The following is a 22743-nucleotide window of genomic DNA, read 5'->3' as shown; positions in this document are numbered from 1 at the left end:
ACTCTATAGTCGCTTAGGGGTTGCTGCAAGCGTGTACAATGCCCCAGTTGACACCTTCACCGAGTCGATAGTAGCCAGCAGCTACTTGAATCTCAGCTGTCTGTAGATTCCACGTTTCACTTCCATCAATCACTTTTTCATGCGCGTGATGCCCAATGAAGTACTCCGGCTCCTCCGATGGCTCGGAATGATAGAGCCGAACCATGACTTCATAGTGACTTTTGGGTGTCGAGCTCGTTGCCGCATCAGTGACTGCGATCTCCTGCCATCGAATCTCATAAAGAGGCTCGACGACTGGGGTCCCTCCCACATCCTTGACCTGCTCGATTGGTTTCAGTTCGCCCTGAGTCGCGAGCGCGATCCGTCCACGAAACTCGGCTTGAATCATCGCCCTCGCGAATGGGTTCCACAGGCGGAGGCCGCTAGAAACTGCCGCCATACATTTGTCCACGGCAATTTCGATGGGATCCCTACCGTCAAGATCGATCCCGTCGAACCAATGAAACTTGACGACCGAAGTAGTCGAGCATCGAGACGGTATCGGAGATGTAGGCATAGTCGTATTGTAATCGAGAGTTCGATTGCCCGCCCATTGCCCTACTGCCGACAACGGCTACCTAGTCCACCCACAACCGACACCAATGACGCTAAAGGCTGGAGCTCCAAGTACTTCTAGCAGGCGGGGCGCTTCTATATTGCCTACCGAAGCAGCACCAAACTCACCACCCGCACACCTCCAGGCAACGTCCACATAAATCGGGCCCCTCACCTTGTTGCCAGGCTGGCTAGCAAGTTTGATAATTAATGGGTGTTGACTGTGTGGGACGAGGCCGCCAACGAACGGGGCCGTCTTGAAATTGAGCCACCAATGCCAACACAGTAAAGGTAGCCATCGACCCCGGAGCCGTTGTCGATGGCTACCCTCATGCAAGGCGGGCCCTACACCGATCTGTCGACTTCCCCAACAGCGACGGCGAGCATCACAGCCTAACCGGGATTAACTCTCACGCTGTGCCCTGGCTCTTGCATCAGGGTGATGATGGCAAATGCCGTGGAGGCGTTGAGGTCCTCAATTTCAATTTCATGGCCGTAGAAGCTATCGCAGTGCATACATGTGTAGTCAACATCCCACACCCCTGAACCATTTCGTCGGCGCCTGCTGGCACTCTCGAGAAGTATGTACTCATCGGTTTGGCAAACATTGCACCAGATATTTGAAGTGGAGTTACTGTCCATGCCTGTCACCTGATTCTCATCCGGGCGGTGCTTGGTACAAGAACTGGCACCCATCCTAGACAAGACCTCCCGACCAGTCCAACATCAATTTCCTACTTCCTGGCACTGCACTTGGATGCTAGATGTGGTCGCTTTCGGGGCGTCACGTTGATTTAGCGCTTAGGCTCAGGTCATGGATCGCTATGAGTACGAATTCCGGGTCGGGAATGCCACTGACTGGACCAACTGCGATCTCGATCTGGCGGAGTTCGAAGTTCGCCGTCGCTCCGTTGGTGACTTGGAAACGTACAAACGCGCACATACGTGAGGCCCCACCTTTTCGGGCGGGGCCTTACGTATCTACGACCGAGATACCGGTCTATTGACGTGGCTGATGGTTTTGATAGTAGTCAATGGCCGCTGGAGGAATCCGCCATGGAGAAGTCTTGCCTCCGGTCTTATAGGCGCCTTTCAACGCTTGAGTCCGGCAGTGACGATTGATCGCCTCCACCTTCTCCTCCAACATCAGGGCGACCTGTTCAGGAGTGAAAGCAAGTTTCGTTGGCGTGGGCAAGGGAGTATTTCTGATCATGACTCAAACTAACCCGAATCGACTGGCCACCAAACACTTTTACTGCCTCGGCCGCGTTCGCTGATAATGGTCGATGGCCGCCGGCGGGATGCGCCAGGGGGCTGTCTTTCCTCGGCCCGTCTTGTACGCGCCTTTCAGGGCCTGGGTGCGGCAGTGCGTGCGGACGGAGGACACCGGCTCCTGCAGCATCTCCGCAACCTGTTCCAAGGTGTAGGCGCGGATCACAATGGCTGGGCTTGTCTTCTCTGTGGTCATATTTCAAGCTAGCCCAGTACCGAGCGCGTTTGAGCGGGACTCAACCTGCGCCACACGCAACGTCTCCAAAATTTCCGGACCGAACCCTAAAATGGCTGCACATCAATTGGGCCGCCTTCGCTGAGAAGAGTGGGCGCAACTTGCTCAACTAGAAGTTGAGTTCCTTTGCGAGCGTGTCAGGGTCGGATGGGTCACACTCGGCGGTGTCCTGAATAATCTCGAGTTCCCGCTTTGCGGAGTCCTCCGACGCGGGAAGCCTCACAGGGTTACGCTTCCCGTTTTCGTCGTATTCGGGATAAGCCGTTCACACGTTTGATTCGGTAGTCATGGCCCCATCCTCCGTCGTCAGAAAGGACCATCTGGCGGTCCCACAAGGTATGCCCCACTAAGCGGAAGGGCATCTTGCGCCCAGATCTATGTCCAGATGCGAGCATATGAAGGCAAGTGCCGCGGCACTCCTTAGTCATTTTGGTGGCGAATAGTTCCACAACGGCAATTCGTCCCAGCCGGAAGGGAATCCCATGTTTTCTTCCGGCGAGATGCCTATCAGGGATGGAAACTTCAGCTTTATCTTTGTCCTCAACGTCCGCGGCCAATTGGTGCGAGCGTCCATACGGGGAACTAGATAGGCCAAAACGGCCAAGGATGGATATAGCTTTTTCGGGAATATGTGCTCAGCTATGTGGGTCAGCTCTGGGTCCACGATCGACGGGGGAAACTTGGCGATCTCGTAGTTGAGAACACGGTTCCACAACCTTGAGTGATGGGCGCAAATATTCCGGACAGTTCCAAGATTGAGCAGCCACTTGTGAAGCCTGCGACCATCGTTTACTCCCCAAGTACGAGCTATCTCATTCTGGTCGTTTCGGTTCAACAAGCTAAAGAGACGAATTACACCGCCAAAGTCCAGAACTTCTACAGCAACCCAAATAGGCAGACGCCCGTCATACTTCAGCATGTAGTGCCGAACAAAGTCCTCCGCCGCAGCTTGGCGTTTTAGACGGTCGTATCGCCGGCGCCAGTAGTCGAACATGTCACCGTCACCGTCCGGGGCCTCCCGGTTGCATGCTCGTTCATCAAGTGACTCGCGATTCAGGTAACCAAATCGGTCCCTCCGCCCCAATACATAAGCGATCTGGACCCGCAGTCCGATTTCAACCACTTTCATTGCCTCTGTGCACAGAAGCCGGAGCGAGTTGTCGAAGTCGTAAAGCTTCAAGGCGTCGGACAACTTGTATCCAGCGGAAAATTCGGCGGACCTGAATTGAATCGGCGTTTCCTCAGAGTCTCCCGGCTCCAATGGCTTCCTGAAAGGATAGGTATACGCCGACAAGCGATAATAACCCACCTTGGCTAGCGAAGACGGAGCATCGCATCCTGAACAATCGAGCCCACGCGACTCCAGGATGGCAACTTGCTCTTCGAAGGACAAATGTGGCCGGTCGTACTCAGTCATTTACTCCCCAAGGAACAAGAAAACCGACCCTTGATAGCTAAAAGCTAACAGTGGGGTCGGTGTTTATGTTGCAACCATATCAGGATTTCCAGACGTGCAACGCAACGTTTCGAAAAATCGTACGGAAGCGGCTCTACCGCTCCGGTCTCACGCTCACCAACCGACCACCTTCAGGCTGGGTTCGCTTGAGTTGCTCAAAACCGGCCGTGTAGTTCTGGCATTCGACCGCTGTGGTCTCGACGTCGCCCGTCTCGATGTTCTCGAACATTGCTGTGATGATCATGCGCCAAGGATAGGGCCTCCTACCCACTATGTTCTATGTCAGACCATGTTGGCATAATGTTCTAGTGAATAAGTTCGATGCAGACAACAACAAGATCCTGATGGCGATCATTGATGCCGAGACCCGCCACCCGAAACCATCCGACGGGCCGACTAAGCGCTTCCCGATTTGGAACAAACCCCTGGTGAAGGTCAACACGATCTACGGCCACGCTTTTGGCTACACGCACTCTTACGGGCTCATTGGCTGGTGGGACAACACCGGTAAACACCACATGGAATGGTTCCCCGCCGACCTTATTCAGCGGGTCAAGCGGGCCGATTGGAACGGCACTGACAATGAGGGGCCAATAAGCTAGCGTGGACGCATGTTGCGCTGGGATATCTCGTTGCACCCGTCGTGGGACCGCATGTACAAGTCGGGCATGACCGTGCGTGAGATCTCCGATATGACGGGCCGGCCGCTCTCGACCGTGCACCGACACCTGCAGGTCAGGCAAATCTACGATGATGAGATCCGATCTATCCATGATGCAGCCAACGCGGCACGCGACCCAGGCTGGCCCACCACACATTGGCAGCGTCGATACAAAGCCACCCAAATCTTCCTTGCAACAAACGGCAGGATACCTACCTCCAGTGAAGATGATGCAGACGAAGCCACGTTGGCCCGGTGGGTTGCCCACCAGCGCGCCCTGCATATCCGTGGAGAACTGCCCGACATTCAGATAACGCTCATGGACATGCTGCCTGGCTGGACATATCGGGAGCCCTCAGTGAATCGGGACGAGCACTGGCGAGAACGCCTCGCAGACCTACTAGCATTCGTCACGGAGACAGGTACGCTCCCCCGATACAAGCGCTACGACAGCGAACACGAGCATAGCCTCGGGGTTTGGCTGCACACCCAACACCAACGCCGGGCAGAAGGGCGCCTAAAGCAATGGCGACTTGAAGCCCTCAACGAAGCGCTGCCCGGTTGGCGAAGCAAGATGTGACTTGACGCAATCCGTACTATTCTCGGTAGGATCGTGATTGCCCCTGGCCGACATCACGGAAGGTACAAATCTTCATGAAACCGTCTCCCCAGACTTACGCCACAGCACAGGAAATGGCTGCAAAGTACCGCATCTCCACCCACACCGTTCGCAGCAGGGCGGCTGGTGGGCAATGGCCATGCGATCGCATCGGCAGACTCTATCGTTTCTCCCCTGAGCAGCAAGAAGAGATCGCACAAATCGTCAAGGAGGGTCGACGGCCAGCATATGACGGCAATCGCATCGCCGCAGCGCTGCGGCAGCTCTCCGAGCAGGGCGCTCGTCGAAACTTATAGCTTCGTTGTACGCTTTGAATTCGTCTCGAAGGCTCGACCTGCCTCTCCTCGTAATCGGGCTGCATGGTATGTTCCACCAGCTCTTTCGAGTTGCTTCAGCGCCCTTTCCAGCAGGTTGGCCAGGCGAATGTTGTCTTGCCGCACACGGTCGAGCTCAGACCATCTGTCGAGCGCTACTTCACCACACCATCCACGAATGACATTCCATGCAAGCTTTTGTGTTTCGTACTCTGGCCATGGATGATCAATGGTTTGATGCGCCATTGGTCGGACAGCCGCGTAATAAGTAGTCTGCTGCGCTACGGAATTCCATTCCTTGGCATCTCGGTCAACCATGTCAAGCACGATTCCCGGGTCGATTTTCGCCTTAGCTATTGCGACAGTTCGCATCGCTGGCCACGGCAAATACAAGTATCCCCCGTCTTCAAAGCACGCATCGCCGGTCAGGTCTGTGACTGAGATTTGCACATGGTCCGCGAGGATCACCGCATCTCCTACACGCAAAATTCCATGATTGTGATCTGACGCTATCGTTACGTCAATCGATTCAGATATGATGAGCCCTGCTGCCAACAGGTGGCTATCCTGAGCCTCAGCGACTCGACTCTTGGCCTCAGCAAACCGCTGCTCACGGTCAAGAAATTCGCGTCTCTGCGCCCACAAGACCTTCAGTTGCTGGCGATTTACCCATTGAATTTCACCCGCATTAGGACCGTCCTCGAACTGAACGCGAACCTTTCGGTTTCCGCTCTGTGAGACCACCTTCAGGACGGATACTTCCTCAAACGGGCGGCTTGCCCTGCGATAAGCCCACCGCTCACCTTCAGCTATCGGTGCCATTGCCATTCGAGCAGCCTAGCGGTGTCAGCTGCTGAAGGGTAGGGGCGGCAGGAACATCGAAATCTATTCCACCGGCCGATACATCGCATTCGGCACACCGATGGGGGACTTGCTGCCACTCGTCACCGAATTGCCGGCGGGAGCAACTCCAACGGCAGTGCCGTGCGATAGCGTTCTGGAAGACTGACTAACTACGACAAAGGGACGCCACGGAAACCGACGAAGCTAAAGTACTGGGCAAACAGATCAGCACAGACATCTATACCTCTGGACACCCGGCGGTCAGCAGCATGGACTACCAATGGTGGCTAGAAGAGTTGACGTCTCATGCCGTAGCGGTATTCGGATCCAGAAAAGTCTTGTACATCAGCAACGACATAACCCCAGAAATAGACGATGAAGAGTCTAGTCAAGCGACCTGCATTTTCATCTCCGAAACATTGTTACTAGTGGCCACTGTGGACTTTGCAAGCAGAAGCGCAGAAAGCAAGATTCACCGTGTCCAGGACATCAATGGGCTGACAGTATCGGACGTGCCAAATCTATTTGACATGAGAATGGACCGATTCCCCGAAGAGCTCAAGATCAAGTTCACGCTCCCTGGGGACATCAATATCTCAATGCCCTTGACTACTTCGCCGCAGAGCTACCAGCGCCGGGATGTTGCAATGATCCTGCCAGTTCTCGTGGCAGGGTGTGAGTACTCGGGGCAAGCACCAAGCTAAATTTCGCGTGAGGTCCAGCGCCAACAGAAGGGCCCTCACCTCGCGGTGGGGGCCCTTCTGTTTACGTGGGCACAATCCAGCCGCAGGCCAACTACTCCGGCCGGTGATTTAGGATCAATGGCATGAACTTGGATATGGTGCGAGTCGAAAAACCTAAACTGGCCTACAACTTGGAAGAGGCTGCGGAAGCCACTGGTTACAGCGTCAGCACGCTCCGCATATCCATGCGGCGCAACGACCTTATAGCCAGCTACGCAAACTCCAAGCCGGTCATCTTGGCCGATGAGCTGAGGGACTGGCTTAAATCACTGCCCACCGAACCCAGAGGCGGGTACTCTCCATTAAGCCAGCTCGAGGATGACATACCGGGCTGGCCGGGGCCGCCGGAGCGAGACCCCGCAAGTGCTTCGGCGGCGACGGAACAGCCTGCCAAAGCAATCTTCCGCACTCTGGAGGAAGCGGCCCCCGAGGTTGGCGTGAGTAAGTCAGCCCTCCGGCAATACTGCAAGGAATCGGGCATATTCACCCTGATCGGCAAGAGGCGAATCATGCTGCACGAGGATGACATCGCCCGACTCGTGGTGTGGATCCGGGAGCAAAAAGACAAGGCCGATGAGTGGTGGACCGATCCAAAAGACGACCCCTTCGCATAGTCTCCAGTCCGCAAACAGTCCGCAAGAGGTTCATTTCAGGGCAGTTTCAGCCAATGACTGACAACCACATAGAGCCCTAGATCACGCGGTGAACAGCAGTTCTCAACCTCACTCAATTACCCTTGGGGACTTCGAGCTCTACTACGGCTGCTAAGCCCCTGCATTAAATAGTGAGGGACCGGAACTTGAAGTTCCGGTCCCTCACTATTTAATACTCAGCCTATTTGTCGAAGACGTCGTTGGCTGCGTCCTTGACGTGCTCGCCGGCCTGCTTGGCTTTTGCCGCAGCTTGCTCGGCCGCACCGTCGGCTTGAAGTTTCTCATTGTCGGTTGCACCGCCAACACTTTCCTTGACCTTACCGGCCACTTCCTGCGCCTTGTTGCTGATCTTATCTCCGAGTCCCATGGGGACCTCCTTCAATATGAATCCAACGGGTAACAGTTTCGACGCTACGTACCTAGCCTGAGTATTTCCTGTATAAACGGCAGATTGAATGCTTCACGAGGTGTCTAGCGCTTCCCGTACTTCTTGTGGACTGCCTGCTTGGTCACGCCCAGGCACAGCGCAATGGCCTCCCAGGAGAGCCCCGCTGCCCGCGCGCGTGCCACCATCTCCGACTCGGTGCGGGCGAGTTCCCTACGGGCCGCCACCACGGCGTAGAGGGCCTCTGCCGGGCCCATGGCGTCCATATTGCCAACCAATGTTTTCATGACAACCCCTTTCAGCGTCAACAATAGTTGACATTGCATGAGTCGTCAACACATGTTGACGCATGTTCGACCGAGCCTTTAGAAGGCCTTGAACATAATATGCTGCGCCCCGGAACGGCTACCCAGATAGCGTCCATGGTCCACGAATCCGGCTTTCAGGTACGCCGAACGGGCCACGGTGTTGCGCTCATTGACGCCCAGCACTACGCCCTTGGCCGGCAGTTGGAGCTCCTGCACCAACTCCTTGGCAAGTTCGACGGCGGCCAGGGTGGCCGCCCTGCCGTACCCCAGACCCTGGTGGCGGTGATCCACCAGGAAGCCGCGCAGCAGGACCGCACCATCTGCGTCCGGCCACCCGGCATCGGTAGCGGCGTCAACGTGCAGTATGCCCATGCCGATAACTGACGCCTGCTGTGCGTCTGGGGCAATCCCGGAGGGAACGATCGCGAAGGGATGGCGCCCGGGATCCTCGAGCCCGCACTGCACCATCTGCACCGGGTCCCCGACAAATGCGTCTTGCCCAGGCGCCAATTCAAGCAGGCCAATGCCGGTCCGAAGCTCGACGAGCTGAGATGTCGGGGCCTGCCGCAATGGCAGCAGCACCACTGTTGAGGAAGAATTCGTCATGCGAAAAGCCTAGCGGCAGGCTGTGACACCCGGAGCCTGGAGCAACTCGGAGGACACGGACAGCTTTCAGAAGATGGACCACCCAGTCAGGGTGGTGAACGCGTCAAGGGCGGCGACTCCGGCCACGGAATTGCCATTGGGGCCCAAGGCAGGACCCCACACCGTAATGGAGCAGCGTCCGGGCACGGTGGCCACGATGCCGCCGCCCACTCCGCTCTTGCCTGGAAGGCCCACGCGGTAGGCGAACTCCCCCGCGGCGTCGTAGGTGCCGCACGTCAGCATCACGGCGTTGACACGTTTGCTTTGGTTGGGGGTCAGGAAGGGTGTGCCGCCGGCTGACACACCATGCCGGGCCAGGAACAACGAGGCCTTGGCCAGATCCTCGCAGCTCATTTCAAGTGCGGACTGGTTGAAATAGTTTTCCAAGACAAGCTCTACGGGATTTTCCAAATTTCCGTAGCTGGCCAGTAGGTGCGCCATGGACGCGTTCCGGTGCCCGTGGTCCGCCTCCGAAGCGGCAACGACCAAATCCACATCAACGGCGGGGTTGCCGGATTCACGACGCAAAAGACCCCGCACCGAGCCGGCCGCATCGCCCGTCAGGGTCAACAACCTGTCCGTCACCACCAGGGCGCCTGCATTGATGAACGGGTTACGCGGAATTCCGCGGTCGGCCTCGAGCTGAATCATGGAGTTGAAAGGTGTTCCGGACGGTTCCCGGAATACGCGCTTCCAGATGGAGTCGTAGTCGTAGGACATGACCAGGGCCAAGGAAAAGACCTTGGAAATACTCTGGATCGAAAAGGGCGTGCGCCAATCGCCCGCCCCGTAAACGCTGCCGTCAGCCATGGCAACACACATGCCAAAATTGTCCGGCGACACCTCTCCCAAACTGGGAATGTAGGCGGCCACCTCACCTGTGCGACACAGTGGCGCAACCGTGTCTGCAATCTCGTTCAGGATTCCCTGCAGGTCCTTCATGTGTGCTCCCAACTGAAGTCAAACGCCGTCGTTCTTAACCCGAAAAAGGGGGCGACCAGCGCTCTGCCGGCCACCCCCTGTCGTGTTGCTAGAGTACCTTCGCCAGGAATTCCTGCAGGCGCGGCTGCTGGGCATTGGTGAAGATGGCCTCGGGAGTGCCTTCCTCGCAAATGTATCCACCGTCCATGAAGATCACGCGGTCGGCCACTTCACGGGCGAAGCCCATCTCGTGGGTAACCACCACCATGGTCATGCCTTCTGCGGCGAGGTCACGGATAACCTGCAGCACCTCGCCCACCATTTCGGGGTCAAGGGCGCTCGTGGCCTCATCAAAGAGCATGATGCCGGGGTTCATGGCCAGCGCACGGGCAATCGCCACGCGCTGCTTCTGACCACCGGAGAGCGACGCCGGGCGGGCGTCGGCCTTCTCTGCCAGGCCCACACGATTGAGCAGCTCCATGGCTTTGGCCCGGGCTGCAGCCTTGTCCAGCTTCTTCAGCTCCACAGGGGCCAGCATGATGTTCTGGATGACGCTCATGTGCGGGAACAGGTTGAAGTGCTGGAACACCATGCCAATGTTCTGGCGCACGGTGTTCAGGTCAACCTTGGCATCTGTCAGGTCAAAACCGTTGACCGTGACTGTACCTGCCGTGATGTCCTCGAGTTTGTTCAGGCAGCGCAGGAACGTTGACTTTCCCGAACCTGACGGGCCGATGACACACACAACCTCGCCCTCGGCAATGTCAACATCAAGGCCCTTGAGGACCTCGTTGGAACCAAAGGACTTCTTAAGTTCGCGGACGCTGATTTTCGCGTTCTTCTCAATTGCGTTTGCGCTCATTTGTTGAACTTCCTGTCCAAGACGTTGGAGAGCTGGGTCAAGATGGTGATCACGATGAAGTACAGCGCGGCCACGATCAGCAGGGTTTCACCGGTGCGGAAGTTGGAGGCGTAGATCTGCTGCCCCTGGTACGTCAGTTCCGCGAAGCCAATGACGGCCAGCAAGGAGGTGTCCTTCAAGGTGATAACAAACTGGTTGATGAACGACGGCGTCATGATCTTGATTGCCTGCGGCACCACTACACGGCGCATGGAGGTGACGTACCCCAGGCCCAGGCTGCGGCTGGCTTCGAGCTGGCCGGAATCCACGGATTGAATGCCGCCACGGACAATCTCCGTCATGTACGCACCAGCGTTCAGGCTCAGTGTGAGAACGCCGGCCGTGAGGACGTCCAGCGGCTGGCCCGTCATCTGGGGCAGGCCGAAGTAGAAGAAGAACGCCTGAACCAGCAGCGGCGTGCCACGGAAGATGGCGACGTAGATGGTGGCAATGGCGCGCAGGACCTTGTTTTCGGCCACCTTGAAAAAGCCGAAGAGCACACCCAGAACCAAGGCAATGGCCAAGGAAAGGGCCGTGGCGACCAAGGTCAACCAGAGGCCCTTCATCAGCGCCGGGAAGCTGTCCTTGACGAGCTGGAAGAAGCCGCTCTGCTCCTGGACCTCGGACTTGGCGAGGTACTTGTCCAGGATCGCCTGGTATTCGCCATTGCCCTTCAGCGCGGTCAGACCATCGTTGAAGGCTGTCAGCAGTTCCTGGTTTTGCCCCTTGTTGACGGCAAAGCCGTAGGAGCTGCCCTGTTCCTTCTCGGTGACGATCTTCAGGCCGTTGTTTTGGCTCACGCCGTATGCAAGTACGGGGTAGTCGTCGAACACGGCCACGGAGTTGCCGGCCTTGACGTCGTCGTACATGGTGGCCGAATCGGCCAGTGCCTTGACGGTGAAGCCGTACTGGTCCTTGATGGAGTTGGCGAAGGTCTCGCCTTCGCTGCCGCGCTTGGCGGTGACGGTCTTGCCGGCCAGGTCGGTGTAGGACTTGATATCCCCGTTGTTCTTGCCCACGGCCATCTGCACGCCGGAGTCAAAGTACGGATCCGAGAAGTCAAAGATGTTCTTGCGCTCGTCCGTGATGGACATACCGGCAATGACACCGGCTACCTGGTTGGACTGCAGAGCCTGCAACGCGGCATCAAAGCCGAGTGACTTGATGTCCACTTCAAAGCCCTGCTGCTTGGCAATCGCCTTAAGCAGGTCCATGTCAATGCCGACCAGTTCGCCACTGCCGTCGCGGAATTCAAACGGAGCAAACGTGGTGTCGGTGGCAATGGAAAATTTCTTGCCGGAGACATCGGTGGCCTGCACGGCACCCTGCACAGTGTGGCCCTCTGACGCTGGGGCGGGCGCACTCAACGCTGAGGCGCCGCCAATCCCAAACGCCATAAAAACGACCGTAAAAAAGGCGGCGAGAGCGGCAAAAGAGCCGCCCCTGCGCCGCCGTATGGGCGGAATCCTCAGCATAAAATTTTCCTCACAAAGGTGTTGCGCCCCTGTGGGGCGATTGAAGTACCCCTTGACGTTACAGCGTTTGGCCCGATGACGCGAGACGTGACCGGGCGCGAACAGCAGCACGTACCTCCACAGCCAAGTCATTCCACACCTTAGGATGGGGCGCAACGGTAGGCTGAATGTGGCCCGCATTACGCCGACGCCGTTTACCTTCAAAGCAACTCTGCCCAGAAAGAAGCGAATGGACAAGCCCAACGTCATCTTGATTTGCGTCGACGAATGGCGCGGAGACTGCCTCGGTGCGGAGGGCCACCCATACGTCCAAACCCCAAATCTGGATGAGCTGGCCGGCAGGGGTGCACGTTTCCGCCATGCCTACTCTGCCACCCCCACGTGCGTACCGGCACGCGTGGCCCTGTTCACCGGTCAGTCGCAGGAGCGGCACGGCCGGGTTGGCTATGAGGAAGGGGTGCCGTTCGACGCCGTCCATCCCGTTACGCTGCAGGGCGAGTTCCGCAAGGCCGGCTACCAGACGCAGGCCATCGGCAAGCTGCATGTTTATCCGGAGCGCTCCCGCGTGGGTTTTGACGACGTCATCCTGCACGACGGCTTCCTGCACCACGCCCGGAAGGAGCATCGCCGGGACTTCAAGTTCTTTGATGACTACGTGCCCTGGCTGCGCCGCCAGCCCGGAGTCAGCGCCGACGAGGAATACCTGGACAACGGTGTTGGCTGCAATTCCACTGTGGCGAGGCCCTGGGACAAGGCCGAGCGCCTGCACCCCACGGCGTGGGCCGGCAGCCAGGCCGTTGAGTGGCTGTACCGCCGCGACCCCACCCGCCCCTTCTTCCTGTACCTGTCCTTCCACCGCCCGCACGCGCCCTACGATCCGCCGGTCTGGGCCATGGACATGTACCTGGACCTGCCGGCGTTCCGGCGGCGGGTGGGCGACTGGGAGCACCATTACGAATCGGTGCGCCGGGACGGCTACCACCAGCTTTCGTTCGGCACGCTGCCGGAGGCCGTGACCCACCGGGCAAGGTCCGGCTACTACGGGCTCATGACGCAGATTGACCACCAGCTCATGCGCGTGTTTGAGGCGCTGGCCGAGTTTGGCCTGGCCGATGACACTGTCATCGCGTTTACCTCAGACCATGGCGAGATGATGGGCGACCACGATTTCTACCGCAAGGCGGTGGGCTACGAGGGCTCGGCGCGCGTGCCGCTGATTGTGGCCCCCGCGCCGCGGGACGCGGACGCCGTCAGCGGCGCGGTGGTGGATGAGGTGGTGGAGCTGCGCGACATCATGCCCACGCTCCTGGAGCTTGCCGGGGTTCCGGTGCCGGAGAGCTGCGACGGGAAATCGCTGCTCCGGTTTGTGCGCGACTCCCCCGCCGATGCCCCCGAGCCTGACCCGTGGCGGGAGTGGCTGCACGGCGAGCATGTGTACTTTGGACAGTCGCTGCAGTGGGTCACCGACGGTCATGTGAAATACCTCTGGGCTTCGGAGTGGGGCAGCGAGGAACTTTTTGACCTCGATGCCGACCCGGATGAGTTTCACAATCTCGTTCCCCTGCCCGAGCATGCCGAGCTCCTGAAGCTTTGGAAGGGCCGGCTCATCTCAGACCTCACCGGGCGTGAGGAAGGATTCGTGCGCGACGGCGAACTCGTGGTGGGGGCACCCGTGGTCACCATGCTCTCCAACGCGCGCACCCTCGCCGGGGCTGCTCAGCCGTAGAAGAGGCGCTCGAATACCGCTCGGGCGCGCCGGGTCACACCCAGATAGTCTTCTTCAAAAGCCGTGGCGCTGCCGGGCTCGTGCCCGCACCAACGCGCAACGGCCTCGAGGTCGCGTCGGGCCGAGGGCAAAAGATCAGAGGACTTGCCGGTCCACATGACGTTGGCGTTGCGGATTTTTCCGGCCAGCCGCCACGCGCATTCAAGGATCTCGGCGTCAGCCTCATCAATGAGCCCCAAGTCCTTTGCCGCGTGCAGTGCCGGCAGAGTTGCCGTGGTGCGCAATTCCGGATGGGCGTGCGCGTGTTGGAGCTGCAGCAGCTGGACCAACCATTCAACGTCGCTAAGCCCGCCGCGACCCAGCTTGACGTGCCGGGCGGGGTCGGCGCCGCGCGGGAGCCGCTCGGATTCCATCCGGGCCTTGATGCGCTTAATTTCCATCAGCTCGTCCTCGGACAACACCCTTGGATAACGGATGGGATCTGCCATGGCAATGAATGCCTCTGCCAGGGTGTCGGATCCAGCCATAGGAAGTGCCCTTAGAAGGGCTTGAGCCTCCCAAGCCGAGGACCAGCGGGCGTAGTACTCCCGGTATGCTTCCAGGGATCGCACCAGTGGCCCGCTGCGCCCTTCGGGTCGCAGGTCCGCGTCAACGCTCAGCACCCGCTCTGCCTGAATGGCCGGACGGACAGGGGCCGTAAGAAGCGCTGTCAGCTTCTGGACAATCGCCATGGCCTGCGCGGTGGCAGCTTCTTGCTGGTGCTCTGGCAGCCCCGGAACCGGCTGGTGGACAAACAAAACGTCCGCATCCGATCCGTACCCGATTTCGCGTCCGCCCTGGCGACCCATGGCCACAACCAGCACGTGGGTCAGGGGTTCTTTCCCTGCGTAAATTTCTTCTTCGGCCACCATGAGGGCGCCGAGGACCGCGGCCCTGTCGGCGTCGCTCAATGCCTTGGAAACTTCGTCCTGCTCCAGGAGCCCGCTGCTGTCAGCAATTCCGATCCGCAAGATTTCCCGCTGCCGCAGGAGCCTGATGAGCCGGATGGCCTCGCTGCCCTCGGGGTGGCGGGAGAGTTTGGACTGAATTTCTGTCCATTGCGATTCAAAACTCACCGGTTCCAGTTCCTTGGAGTTGCCCAGCCACGCCGTGGCTTCGGGGGAAACTTCCAGGAGGTCACTGACCAGGCGGGAGCTTGAGAGCAGATGGCAGAGCCGCTCGGCGGCGGCCTGGTGATCGCGCAGCATGCCCAGGTACCAATGCGAGGTGCCCAGGGCGTCGCTGACACGCCGGAAGGCGAGCAATCCTGCGTCGGGATCAACGCCGTCGGCCAGCCAACCGAGCAGGACCGGCAGCAACTGCCGTTGCAGGGCGGCACGCCGGGAGACGCCGGCCGTGAGCGCCTCGATGTGGCGGGTGGCGCCCACGGCGTCTCGGTAGCCCAAGGCGGCCAGCCGAGCCCGTGCAGCATCCGTGGTCAGCGCCGCGTCTTCTGCGCTGAGATGGGCTGCTGTGGCCAGGATGGGGCGGTAGAAAATTTGCTCGTGCAAGGAACTCACGGAGCGCTTGACCTTGGCCCAGTCCGCCAGGAGCGAGTCCGCGCTTGGGCGCTTCAGGCTCAGCGGCCCTTCAAGGGAGCGCGCCAAGGCACGCAACTGCTCCGGCGCCTTGGGCATCGTGTGAGTTCGGCGCATTTGCACCAGCTGAATCCTGTGCTCAAGAACTCGCAGGTACGTATAGTGGGTGCGCAACAGCGCAGCGTCGGTGCGGCCAATGTATCCGGCCCTCGTCAGGGCATCAATAGCCCCCGTGGTGGCCCGAATTCGGATGCTGGGATCGTTCTTCCCATGAACCAGCTGAAGCAGCTGAACCGTGAATTCCACATCGCGAAGCCCGCCCTTGCCCAGCTTGATCTGGCGGTCTGCATCAGCGTCTCGGATATTGGCCTTAACACGACGGCGCATGGCCTGGACGGATTCGACGAAGCCCTCGCGCTCCGAGGACGCCCAGATGAGCGGTGCCACGGCCTGTTCGAAGGCGGCACCCAGGGCCGCATCTCCTGCAATCGTGCGCGCCTTCAGGAGGGCTTGGAACTCCCAGCTCTGCGCCCAGCGGTGATAATAGGCCAGATAGGAGTCCAGTGTCCGCACCAACTGGCCATCTTTGCCCTCGGGCCGCAAGTTGGCGTCAACCTCCCACAGTCCGGGTTCGCGTTCGGGAGCATAGATGGCCCGTGAGAGGGCCGCGGCCATCGCGCTGCCGATCCGCACCAGCTCACCTTCCTCCAATGAAGGAGCACCCGAGGCGGGATCCAGCACGGGCTCCACAACGTACATGACGTCCACATCGGAAATGTAGTTGAGCTCGCGCGCACCGCACTTGCCCATACCCAACACGGCAAAACGAACGGCCGACACTTTATCCGCACCGTGGGCCTCGCCAACTTCGGTGCGCGCCACTGCCAGGGCGGCCTCAACGGCAGCCGCGGCAAGATCGGCCAGTTCCGCACCAACCACCGGCATCACAGACTGCGGTGACGCGGCGCCAAGATCACGCACTGCCAATTCACAAAGGTGCCTGCGGTAGCGGCTGCGCAAAGCCACCCGCCCCGCTGTACCCGTCAGTTGGGCCGTGGGCATGCCCGCGGCCGGGTCGGCGCCAACAGCACGCAACAAGGACGCCCTCAGTACGTGCGCATTGGCGGCGACCGGCTCGGGAGAAGGCGCCACATCCAACACATCCAAATGTTCCGGATGGCGCATGAGGAACTCGGCCAATGCCTCCGAGGCTCCCAGAAGCCGGAACAAGGATTCATTGGAGACGCGGCGCCCACTACCAGGGTCCACCACGCTCAACCGGCTGGCAGCCTCGGGCACGGCACTGAGCAATCTGACCAGGGATTGCAGGGCAAGGTCCGGGTTGTCAGCTACCGCGAGGGCGTCCAATAATTCGATTTGGTCCAGGCCGGCAAGTTCGGAGAAACCCAGAAACCGCTCGCTGGTTTCTAGGTCGGAGAAACCACGGGAAATGAGGGTGCGGGTCAACGAACTCATAGTGGTGTTTAGAGCACTCCCAAATAGCGGTTGATCTCGTACGGGGTGACCTGCAGGCGGTAATCCTGCCATTCTGCGCGCTTGTTTCGAAGGAAGTTCTCAAAGACCTGCTCACCCAAGATCTCAGGCATGAGTTCGGATTCTTCCATTTGACGCACGGCGTCATGAAGGCTTGAAGGCAGGGGGTCGTGACCCAGCAGTCGGCGTTCTCCGCTCGTCAGGGCACTAATGTCTTCAACGGCGGCGGCGGGAAGTTCGTAACCTTCCTCGATGCCCTTCAAGCCCGCACCAAGCAGCACGGCGTAGGCCAGGTATGGGTTGGCGGCCGAATCGATGCCGCGGTATTCCAAACGCGCGGCTTGTCCCTTGCCGGGCTTGTACAGCGGCACGCGCATGAGTGCCGAACGGTTGTTATGTCCCCAGGAGAGGTAGCTGGGAGCTTCTCCCCCACCCCAGAGGCGCTTGTAGGAGTTTACAAACTGGTTCGTGACGGCCGTGAACTCAGGTGCATGCTTGAGGATTCCTGCCATGAACTGGCGGGCCGTCGCGGACAGCTGATACTCGGCACCGGGCTCATGGAAAGCGTTGGTGTCTCCCTCAAACAAGGAGAAGTGGGTGTGCATGCCCGAGCCCGGGTGATCGGAAAACGGCTTCGGCATGAACGTGGCGTAGGTGCCCTGCTGGATGGCCACTTCGCGGATCACGGTACGGAAGGTCATGATGTTGTCTGCTGTTTGCAGGGCATCGGCGTACCGCAGGTCAATTTCGTTTTGGCCCGGACCACCTTCATGGTGGCTGAATTCCACCGAGATGCCCACGTCTTCAAGCATCGTGACGGCAGTGCGCCTAAAATCCTGGGCAACTCCGCCGGGAACGTGGTCAAAGTAGCCTGCCTGATCCACCGGTACCGGGATGCCGTCCGGTCCAGGCTTGTCGGATTTCAGCAGGTAAAACTCAATCTCGGGGTGCGTGTAGCAGGTGAAACCCATGTCTGCGGCCTTGGCAAGGGTCCGCTTGAGAACGTTACGGGGATCGGCCGAGGAGGGTTCGCCGTCGGGAGTCAAAATGTCGCAGAACATGCGCGAGGTCTGCTCGGACTTGCCGTTGCCGCGCCACGGCAGGATCTGGAAGGTGGAGGGGTCCGGCTGCGCCAGCATGTCAGACTCAAAAATTCGGGCCAGGCCTTCAATGGCTGAGCCGTCAAAGCCCAGCCCCTCCTCGAACGCACCCTCGACTTCTGCCGGGGCCAACGCCACCGATTTAAGACTGCCAACCACGTCCGTGAACCAGAGACGCACAAACCGCACGTCGCGCTCTTCAATGGTGCGCAGCACAAATTCCTGCTGACGGTTCATGTACGTGCCTCTTCCCTTGACGCCCCGCCCCAACACCGATTGCGGGCAGGCAAGTCGGTAGGTTTGCGGGCAGTTGTGTTCCCTGCAGTGATCACTCTACTAAGTCCTGCGCCACCGTTTGCCCAAATCGGGCCAAGACTCGTAATAAGGTGGATGCATGGCACCCACAAGTACCCCTGAATCCACCGCGAAGTCCTCCAGCGTGACTGATTCCGCAGAGCTCGCGGCACCCTATGGCAATGGCGCCACATCCACCGCCCATACGCCTGCACATCCGGCAAGCACCGCGATTCCAGCCACCGTGCACAAGGTTCGCACCCACCATCTACTGGCAGCCAAGCGGGCTGGTGAGAAGTTTGCCATGCTCACTGCCTACGATCAGTACACGGCACAAATTTTTGACGAGGCCGGCATTGAGGTCCTGCTGGTAGGCGACTCTGCGTCCAACAATGTTCTTGGCAACGAAACCTCCCTGCCCATCACGCTGGATGAAATGATCATCTTTTCCCGTGCAGTGACGGCTGGCACCAAGCGTGCCCTCGTTGTGGCCGATCTTCCCTTCGGCAGCTATGAACAATCGCCGGAACAGGCCATCGCCTCATCGGTGCGGCTCATGAAAGAGGGCCTCGTTCACGCAGTCAAAATGGAAGGTGGCGCCTACTACGCCCCCACTGTGAAGGCAATGACTCAGGCCGGCATCCCTGTCATGGCCCACATTGGCTTCACTCCGCAAAGCGAACACATGTTGGGCGGCTACCGTGTGCAGGGCCGCGGCGAGATGGCCCAGGCCATGGTTGACGACGCCGTTGCGCTGGTTGACGCTGGCGCGTTCGCCGTGCTGATGGAGATGGTTCCAGCCGACACGGCCGCCGCCGTGGACGCTGCCATTGCGGTGCCCACGGTAGGAATTGGGGCCGGCAACAGCACCACGGCCCAGGTGCTGGTCTGGCAGGACATGGCCGGATTGCGCACAGGGAGAATCGCCAAGTTCGTCAAGCAGTACGCACAAATGCGCACCGTCCTCTCTGACGCCGCGGCAGAGTTCGCCGACGAGGTGCGCTCCGGAACCTTCCCCGGCCCGGAACACACCTTCTAATCCCCAACTCCGCCCCAAGGTCAGCCGCTGGCGCGTCTGACCTTGGGGCCCCTCGGAGTTGTGGGCCCAAAACGAATCAGGCATCTTCGTCGTCGGCAGCATCCAGTGCGTCTGCTGCTTCGTTGCGCTCCCGCACCTTGGCGAGGGCTTGCTCGGCTTCGGCACGAGTCTCATAAGGCCCAATCAGGGACTTCCACCCTGACTGCGCGTCTTTTTCAACTTCGTGAGTTTCTACGTTGTACCAGTATTGTGCCATGGTGTGCTCCGCCTGTGTTCGCCAACTAGCCCCGTGAAGAGCCCTGTCAACGCCCATCATAGGCTCGCCCCGAAGCTCCTCGCGGCACCGTTCGCACAAAACTTATAAGATGGAAGCATGTCTTCAACAGCAACCACTGCACCTCTCGGCAAGCTCGTTCCCGGAATCATCAGCCCTGAGCTAGCGGTCCCCTTCTCCATCCCCCGCCCAGAATATGTGGGCAAAGCAGGTCCGGCGCCTTTCAAGGGCTCCGAGGTCAAGGACGCCGAAACCTTGGAGAAGATCCGCGTCTCCTCCAAGATTGCAGCTCAAGCCATTGTGGAAGTGGGCAAGCACATTGTCCCCGGCGTCACCACGGATGCCCTGGACCGGATCGGGCACGAGTTTCTGCTCGACAACAAGGCCTATCCCTCAACGCTTGGCTACAGGGGTTTCCGAAAGTCCCTCTGCTCCTCCATCAATGAGGTCATCTGCCACGGCATTCCGGACACCACCGTTGTTGAAGATGGGGACATCATCAACATTGACATCACGGCGTTCAAAAATGGCGTCCATGGCGACACGAACTGGACGTTCACGGTGGGTAATGTTGACGAGGAATCGCGCCTGTTGGTGGAACGCACCCAGGAATCGCTCAGACGGGCTATTCGAGCCGTCGCGCCGGGCCGCGAGATCAACGTCATTGGGCGCACCATCGAGTCCTATGCCAAGCGATTTGGCTACGGCGTGGTTCGCGATTTCACTGGCCACGGTGTCGGCGAGGCCTTCCACACCGGCCTGATTATTCCGCACTATGACGCGGCGCCCGCCTACAACACGGTCATGGAAGAGGGCATGGTGTTCACGATCGAACCCATGCTCACCCTGGGCGTCATCGAATGGGACATGTGGGCAGATGACTGGACCGTCGTCACCCGCGATCGCAAGCGGACAGCCCAGTTTGAACACACCATGGTTGTGACGGCCACAGGCGCAGAAGTCCTCACCCTGCCGTAACTCTTGATGCCCGGCGGTGCGATGCCGCAGTGAGCTGCAGTACACTACCAAGGGCGCCCGCCTGCCGTGGGCATCCCCTTTCAGTCTTGCCCCCTTCTACTCTTCAGGAGCCTGCATGTCTAAGAAGCACTCATCCGCCAGCACCGTCATTGGCATCGATATTGGCGGTACGGGCATCAAGGGTGGGATCGTTGACTTGGACAGCGGAGAGGTCTTGGGCGATCGTTACCGGATCCCCACACCCACTCCGTCCACGCCGCAGGCAGTGGCAAAGGTTGTCAAGGAGATCGTCGATGAGCTCATGACGCGCCCGCATGCTCCGAAGGAAGATGCGCCCGTTGGCATCACCTTCCCGGCCATCATCGCCCATGGCATCTCGCTCTCGGCAGCCAACGTGGACCAGTCCTGGATCAACGCCGACGTCGATGACATCTTCACGAAGGAACTGGGCCGCGACGTCCAGGTCATGAACGACGCCGACGCCGCCGGCCTGGCCGAAGCCCGCTACGGCGCCGGCAAGGACGTCAAGGGCACCGTCCTGGTCATCACCTTGGGAACCGGCATCGGCTCCGCCTTCATCTTCAACGGCAAGCTCATCCCCAACGTTGAGCTTGGCCACCTGGAACTGGACGGCTTCGACGCCGAAACCAAGGCCTCTGCCAGCGCCCGCGAACGCGATGACATCAGCTGGGACGAATACGCTGTCCGCCTGCAGCGCTACTTCTCCCATGTGGAATTCCTCTTCTCCCCCGAGTTGTTCATCATTGGTGGCGGCATTTCCAAGCGCAGCGAGGATTACCTGCCGCAGCTGAAGCTTCGGACCAAGATCACTACGGCTGAGCTGAAGAACAATGCGGGAATTGTTGGTGGTGCCTTGCAGGCCGCCGTTCACTTCAAGCTGACGAAGTAAGAGACCCCCTGGCGAAAATGTCCACTCATCAGGGCGTGGCCATCATCACCGGTGCCAGCCGGGGCATCGGCGCAGCCACGGCCGTCCTGGCGGGCAACGCCGGATATTCGGTGGTGGTCAATTTCAGCGCGGATGCCGACGGCGCGGCCAGGGTTGTTGAGCAGATCAAGAACGACGGCGGGACCGCCGTGGCCGTGCAGGGGGACGTGAGTGACCCCAACGCTGTCCTCAGCCTGTTCGATGCAGCACAAGCCTTGGGGCCGGTAACAGCGGTGGTCAACAATGCCGGGATCACCGGCGACATCATCGGCAACCTTGTGGATGTCTCAGCAGAGACCATCAACCGGGTGCTGGAGGTCAATGTAGCGGGGACAATGTTCATGTGTCAGGAAGCAATTCGCCGCATGTCGATCCTCTCCGGCGGCAAGGGCGGATCGATCGTGAACCTCTCCTCCACGGCCGTGAAGGCCGGCTCGCCCGGCACCTGGGTGCACTACGCGGCGTCAAAAGGCGCCGTGGATGTCCTGACGGTGGGTCTTGCCACAGAGGCCGCCCCGCATGGCATCCGGGTCAACGCGGTGTCGCCCGGCATAACCAACACCGGACTGCACGCGGCCGCTGGCATGCCAGGGCGGGTGGAGGGCGTCAAACACCTCATCCCGTTAGGTCGCGGTGGTGAACCAGCGGAGGTTGCCGCTGCCGTGTTGTGGCTGTTGGGCACGGAGGCTTCCTACATCACGGGTGCCATTCTGCCCGTCGCCGGCGGGCGATAACGCCAGCTGCGCTAGTCCCCGGCAACCCGAACGGCGGCCTTGTCGCTGCGCAGCTGGGCGATGGACGCCTCAAAGTCTTCCAGCGATTCAAAAGCCTGGTAGACGCTGGCGAACCGCAGGTACGCCACCAGGTCCAAACGCCGCAAGGGGGCCAGAATCGCCAGGCCAACATCGTTGGCTTCAATTTCCGCCGCACCGCTGGCACGAATGGACTCTTCAACTTCCTGCGCAAGTTTAGCCAAGTCATCGTCGGTGACGGGACGCCCCTGGCAGGCCTTGCGGACGCCGCTGATGACCTTGCTGCGGCTGAAGGGCTCGGCAACCCCGGACCGTTTGCTGACCGTGAGACTTGCCGTTTCAACAGTGCTGAAGCGACGTCCGCACTCGGTGCACTGACGGCGCCGACGGATCGATGAGCCGTCGTCGGAAAGTCGTGAATCAACAACCCGTGAATCGGGATTGCGGCAAAACGGGCAGTACATGCTGATCCCTTCGAGTGTTGGTGCTCACCAGTCTAAGGTGAGAAATTCCCAAACAATAATCGCTACCACAA

The 22743-nt window shown here is 59.6% G+C and carries 26 protein-coding genes; 11 read left to right on the top strand and 15 right to left on the bottom strand.

Annotation, left to right across the window (positions count from 1 at the left end; genetic code table 11):
- Positions 1 to 13 precede the first annotated feature (13 nt).
- A complete protein-coding gene (locus BLV41_RS04140) occupies positions 14 to 556 on the bottom strand; it encodes a hypothetical protein (protein WP_139244198.1) in 543 nt (180 codons plus the stop codon).
- An 852-nt stretch (positions 557 to 1408) separates the two neighbouring features.
- On the opposite strand from BLV41_RS04140, the gene BLV41_RS22745 reads away from it, so the two are divergent.
- Entirely contained in the window at positions 1409 to 1543 is a 135-nt protein-coding gene (locus tag BLV41_RS22745) for a hypothetical protein (protein ID WP_280138574.1), read from the top strand.
- 303 nt (positions 1544 to 1846) lie between these two features.
- Here BLV41_RS22745 and BLV41_RS04135 read toward each other — a convergent pair whose 3' ends face one another.
- The 3 genes from BLV41_RS04135 to BLV41_RS21950 form a co-directional block, all read right to left on the bottom strand.
- A complete protein-coding gene (locus BLV41_RS04135) occupies positions 1847 to 2062 on the bottom strand; it encodes a helix-turn-helix domain-containing protein (RefSeq protein WP_074710687.1) in 216 nt (71 codons plus the stop codon).
- 463 nt (positions 2063 to 2525) lie between these two features.
- The gene (locus tag BLV41_RS04130) at positions 2526 to 3518 is read right to left on the bottom strand and encodes an Abi family protein (RefSeq protein WP_074710685.1); all 993 of its coding nucleotides are present in this window, start codon (positions 3516 to 3518) and stop codon (positions 2526 to 2528) included.
- Positions 3519 to 3651: 133 nt separating this feature from the next.
- Positions 3652 to 3801: a hypothetical protein gene (locus BLV41_RS21950; protein WP_170835414.1), complete on the bottom strand. Its 150-nt coding sequence runs from the start codon at positions 3799 to 3801 to the stop codon at positions 3652 to 3654.
- Positions 3802 to 3865: 64 nt separating this feature from the next.
- Between BLV41_RS21950 and BLV41_RS04125 the strand changes: the two genes are divergently transcribed.
- The 3 genes from BLV41_RS04125 (at position 3866) to BLV41_RS21550 (ending at position 5133) form a co-directional block, all read left to right on the top strand.
- On the top strand, positions 3866 to 4159 hold the full coding sequence (locus tag BLV41_RS04125; RefSeq protein WP_083360590.1) for a hypothetical protein: 294 nt from the start codon (positions 3866 to 3868) through the stop codon (positions 4157 to 4159).
- A 9-nt stretch (positions 4160 to 4168) separates the two neighbouring features.
- Positions 4169 to 4798 carry a Helicase associated domain protein gene (locus BLV41_RS04120; RefSeq protein WP_074710683.1) on the top strand — a complete coding sequence of 210 codons (630 nt, stop codon included), beginning with the start codon at positions 4169 to 4171 and terminating at the stop codon, positions 4796 to 4798.
- A 74-nt stretch (positions 4799 to 4872) separates the two neighbouring features.
- Entirely contained in the window at positions 4873 to 5133 is a 261-nt protein-coding gene (locus BLV41_RS21550) for a hypothetical protein (RefSeq protein ID WP_139244197.1), read from the top strand.
- Here BLV41_RS21550 and BLV41_RS04115 read toward each other — a convergent pair.
- On the bottom strand, positions 5128 to 5979 hold the full coding sequence (locus tag BLV41_RS04115; RefSeq protein ID WP_074710681.1) for a hypothetical protein: 852 nt from the start codon (positions 5977 to 5979) through the stop codon (positions 5128 to 5130). The two genes, BLV41_RS21550 and BLV41_RS04115, sit on opposite strands and share 6 nt — an antisense overlap.
- 545 nt (positions 5980 to 6524) lie before the next feature.
- Here BLV41_RS04115 and BLV41_RS21945 point away from each other — a divergent pair.
- Positions 6525 to 6698 carry a hypothetical protein gene (locus BLV41_RS21945; RefSeq protein ID WP_170835413.1) on the top strand — a complete coding sequence of 58 codons (174 nt, stop codon included), beginning with the start codon at positions 6525 to 6527 and terminating at the stop codon, positions 6696 to 6698.
- 122 nt (positions 6699 to 6820) lie between these two features.
- Positions 6821 to 7351, top strand: coding sequence for a hypothetical protein (locus tag BLV41_RS04105; protein WP_074710677.1), 531 nt, complete (start codon positions 6821 to 6823; stop codon positions 7349 to 7351).
- A gap of 220 nt (positions 7352 to 7571) precedes the next feature.
- Here the strand turns inward: BLV41_RS04105 and BLV41_RS04100 are convergent, their stop codons facing one another.
- The 6 genes from BLV41_RS04100 to BLV41_RS04075 form a co-directional block, all read right to left on the bottom strand.
- Complete coding sequence (locus BLV41_RS04100) at positions 7572 to 7757, bottom strand: CsbD family protein (protein ID WP_074710675.1); 186 nt, start codon at positions 7755 to 7757, stop codon at positions 7572 to 7574.
- Positions 7758 to 7861: 104 nt separating this feature from the next.
- Positions 7862 to 8062: a hypothetical protein gene (locus tag BLV41_RS04095; RefSeq protein WP_044570985.1), complete on the bottom strand. Its 201-nt coding sequence runs from the start codon at positions 8060 to 8062 to the stop codon at positions 7862 to 7864.
- Positions 8063 to 8140: 78 nt separating this feature from the next.
- Positions 8141 to 8689 (bottom strand): GNAT family N-acetyltransferase, encoded by a 549-nt coding sequence (locus BLV41_RS04090; RefSeq protein WP_074710673.1) that lies wholly within the window; start codon positions 8687 to 8689, stop codon positions 8141 to 8143.
- 66 nt (positions 8690 to 8755) lie between these two features.
- Positions 8756 to 9670: a glutaminase gene (locus BLV41_RS04085; protein WP_044570981.1), complete on the bottom strand. Its 915-nt coding sequence runs from the start codon at positions 9668 to 9670 to the stop codon at positions 8756 to 8758.
- 88 nt (positions 9671 to 9758) lie between these two features.
- Positions 9759 to 10511, bottom strand: a complete 753-nt coding sequence (locus BLV41_RS04080; protein WP_044570979.1) for an amino acid ABC transporter ATP-binding protein — start codon at positions 10509 to 10511, stop codon at positions 9759 to 9761.
- Positions 10508 to 11947 (bottom strand): amino acid ABC transporter substrate-binding protein/permease, encoded by a 1440-nt coding sequence (locus BLV41_RS04075; protein ID WP_074713095.1) that lies wholly within the window; start codon positions 11945 to 11947, stop codon positions 10508 to 10510. Before BLV41_RS04075 ends, BLV41_RS04080 begins: the two co-directional genes overlap by 4 nt.
- A 307-nt stretch (positions 11948 to 12254) precedes the next feature.
- On the opposite strand from BLV41_RS04075, the gene BLV41_RS04070 reads away from it, so the two are divergent.
- Positions 12255 to 13751, top strand: coding sequence for an arylsulfatase (locus BLV41_RS04070; protein ID WP_074710671.1), 1497 nt, complete (start codon positions 12255 to 12257; stop codon positions 13749 to 13751).
- Here the strand turns inward: BLV41_RS04070 and BLV41_RS04065 are convergent.
- Together BLV41_RS04065 and BLV41_RS04060 are read right to left on the bottom strand one after the other, a co-directional pair.
- The gene (locus tag BLV41_RS04065) at positions 13742 to 16804 is read right to left on the bottom strand and encodes a bifunctional [glutamine synthetase] adenylyltransferase/[glutamine synthetase]-adenylyl-L-tyrosine phosphorylase (RefSeq protein ID WP_074710669.1); all 3063 of its coding nucleotides are present in this window, start codon (positions 16802 to 16804) and stop codon (positions 13742 to 13744) included. The two genes, BLV41_RS04070 and BLV41_RS04065, sit on opposite strands and share 10 nt — an antisense overlap.
- Positions 16805 to 16812: 8 nt before the next feature.
- On the bottom strand, positions 16813 to 18159 hold the full coding sequence (locus BLV41_RS04060) for a glutamine synthetase family protein (RefSeq protein ID WP_044570972.1): 1347 nt from the start codon (positions 18157 to 18159) through the stop codon (positions 16813 to 16815).
- 157 nt (positions 18160 to 18316) lie between these two features.
- Here BLV41_RS04060 and panB point away from each other — a divergent pair, with 157 nt between their 5' ends.
- Positions 18317 to 19255, top strand: coding sequence for a 3-methyl-2-oxobutanoate hydroxymethyltransferase (panB, locus tag BLV41_RS04055; RefSeq protein ID WP_074710667.1), 939 nt, complete (start codon positions 18317 to 18319; stop codon positions 19253 to 19255).
- Positions 19256 to 19331: 76 nt separating this feature from the next.
- On the opposite strand, the gene BLV41_RS04050 is transcribed toward panB, so the two are convergent.
- Complete coding sequence (locus tag BLV41_RS04050; protein ID WP_074713094.1) at positions 19332 to 19511, bottom strand: SPOR domain-containing protein; 180 nt, start codon at positions 19509 to 19511, stop codon at positions 19332 to 19334.
- 117 nt (positions 19512 to 19628) lie between these two features.
- Between BLV41_RS04050 and map the strand changes: the two genes are divergently transcribed.
- The 3 genes from map (at position 19629) to BLV41_RS04035 (ending at position 22190) form a co-directional block, all read left to right on the top strand.
- A complete protein-coding gene (gene map, locus BLV41_RS04045) occupies positions 19629 to 20507 on the top strand; it encodes a type I methionyl aminopeptidase (RefSeq protein ID WP_044570965.1) in 879 nt (292 codons plus the stop codon).
- Positions 20508 to 20622: 115 nt separating this feature from the next.
- Positions 20623 to 21417: a polyphosphate--glucose phosphotransferase gene (gene ppgK, locus BLV41_RS04040; protein ID WP_044570963.1), complete on the top strand. Its 795-nt coding sequence runs from the start codon at positions 20623 to 20625 to the stop codon at positions 21415 to 21417.
- A 17-nt stretch (positions 21418 to 21434) separates the two neighbouring features.
- A complete protein-coding gene (locus BLV41_RS04035) occupies positions 21435 to 22190 on the top strand; it encodes an SDR family oxidoreductase (RefSeq protein WP_074710665.1) in 756 nt (251 codons plus the stop codon).
- A gap of 11 nt (positions 22191 to 22201) precedes the next feature.
- Here the strand turns inward: BLV41_RS04035 and nrdR are convergent, their stop codons facing one another.
- Positions 22202 to 22672, bottom strand: a complete 471-nt coding sequence (gene nrdR / locus BLV41_RS04030; RefSeq protein WP_074710663.1) for a transcriptional regulator NrdR — start codon at positions 22670 to 22672, stop codon at positions 22202 to 22204.
- Between the last annotated feature and the right edge of the window lie 71 nt (positions 22673 to 22743).

Source organism: Arthrobacter alpinus (genome assembly GCF_900105965.1).
GTDB classification, from domain to species: Bacteria; Actinomycetota; Actinomycetes; order Actinomycetales; family Micrococcaceae; genus Specibacter; species Specibacter alpinus.
This window is presented reverse-complemented; position numbering and strand designations above follow the sequence as displayed.

What these genes read in the sequence shown, in the direction of transcription:
- BLV41_RS21950 (WP_170835414.1), bottom strand. Translation starts at nt 3,801, where the DNA reads ATGATCATCACAGCAATGTTCGAGAACATCGAGACGGGCGACGTCGAG.
- BLV41_RS04130 (WP_074710685.1), bottom strand. Translation starts at nt 3,518, where the DNA reads ATGACTGAGTACGACCGGCCACATTTGTCCTTCGAAGAGCAAGTTGCC.
- map (WP_044570965.1), top strand. Translation starts at nt 19,629, where the DNA reads ATGTCTTCAACAGCAACCACTGCACCTCTCGGCAAGCTCGTTCCCGGA.
- BLV41_RS04060 (WP_044570972.1), bottom strand. Translation starts at nt 18,159, where the DNA reads ATGAACCGTCAGCAGGAATTTGTGCTGCGCACCATTGAAGAGCGCGAC.
- BLV41_RS04115 (WP_074710681.1), bottom strand. Translation starts at nt 5,979, where the DNA reads ATGGCAATGGCACCGATAGCTGAAGGTGAGCGGTGGGCTTATCGCAGG.
- BLV41_RS04090 (WP_074710673.1), bottom strand. Translation starts at nt 8,689, where the DNA reads ATGACGAATTCTTCCTCAACAGTGGTGCTGCTGCCATTGCGGCAGGCC.
- BLV41_RS04085 (WP_044570981.1), bottom strand. Translation starts at nt 9,670, where the DNA reads ATGAAGGACCTGCAGGGAATCCTGAACGAGATTGCAGACACGGTTGCG.
- BLV41_RS21945 (WP_170835413.1), top strand. Translation starts at nt 6,525, where the DNA reads ATGAGAATGGACCGATTCCCCGAAGAGCTCAAGATCAAGTTCACGCTC.
- panB (WP_074710667.1), top strand. Translation starts at nt 18,317, where the DNA reads ATGGCACCCACAAGTACCCCTGAATCCACCGCGAAGTCCTCCAGCGTG.
- BLV41_RS04100 (WP_074710675.1), bottom strand. Translation starts at nt 7,757, where the DNA reads ATGGGACTCGGAGATAAGATCAGCAACAAGGCGCAGGAAGTGGCCGGT.
- BLV41_RS22745 (WP_280138574.1), top strand. Translation starts at nt 1,409, where the DNA reads ATGGATCGCTATGAGTACGAATTCCGGGTCGGGAATGCCACTGACTGG.
- ppgK (WP_044570963.1), top strand. Translation starts at nt 20,623, where the DNA reads ATGTCTAAGAAGCACTCATCCGCCAGCACCGTCATTGGCATCGATATT.
- BLV41_RS04140 (WP_139244198.1), bottom strand. Translation starts at nt 556, where the DNA reads ATGCCTACATCTCCGATACCGTCTCGATGCTCGACTACTTCGGTCGTC.
- BLV41_RS04080 (WP_044570979.1), bottom strand. Translation starts at nt 10,511, where the DNA reads ATGAGCGCAAACGCAATTGAGAAGAACGCGAAAATCAGCGTCCGCGAA.
- BLV41_RS04135 (WP_074710687.1), bottom strand. Translation starts at nt 2,062, where the DNA reads ATGACCACAGAGAAGACAAGCCCAGCCATTGTGATCCGCGCCTACACC.
- BLV41_RS04120 (WP_074710683.1), top strand. Translation starts at nt 4,169, where the DNA reads ATGTTGCGCTGGGATATCTCGTTGCACCCGTCGTGGGACCGCATGTAC.
- nrdR (WP_074710663.1), bottom strand. Translation starts at nt 22,672, where the DNA reads ATGTACTGCCCGTTTTGCCGCAATCCCGATTCACGGGTTGTTGATTCA.
- BLV41_RS04075 (WP_074713095.1), bottom strand. Translation starts at nt 11,947, where the DNA reads ATGGCGTTTGGGATTGGCGGCGCCTCAGCGTTGAGTGCGCCCGCCCCA.
- BLV41_RS04065 (WP_074710669.1), bottom strand. Translation starts at nt 16,804, where the DNA reads ATGAGTTCGTTGACCCGCACCCTCATTTCCCGTGGTTTCTCCGACCTA.
- BLV41_RS21550 (WP_139244197.1), top strand. Translation starts at nt 4,873, where the DNA reads ATGAAACCGTCTCCCCAGACTTACGCCACAGCACAGGAAATGGCTGCA.
- BLV41_RS04070 (WP_074710671.1), top strand. Translation starts at nt 12,255, where the DNA reads ATGGACAAGCCCAACGTCATCTTGATTTGCGTCGACGAATGGCGCGGA.
- BLV41_RS04050 (WP_074713094.1), bottom strand. Translation starts at nt 19,511, where the DNA reads ATGGCACAATACTGGTACAACGTAGAAACTCACGAAGTTGAAAAAGAC.
- BLV41_RS04095 (WP_044570985.1), bottom strand. Translation starts at nt 8,062, where the DNA reads ATGAAAACATTGGTTGGCAATATGGACGCCATGGGCCCGGCAGAGGCC.
- BLV41_RS04105 (WP_074710677.1), top strand. Translation starts at nt 6,821, where the DNA reads ATGAACTTGGATATGGTGCGAGTCGAAAAACCTAAACTGGCCTACAAC.
- BLV41_RS04035 (WP_074710665.1), top strand. Translation starts at nt 21,435, where the DNA reads ATGTCCACTCATCAGGGCGTGGCCATCATCACCGGTGCCAGCCGGGGC.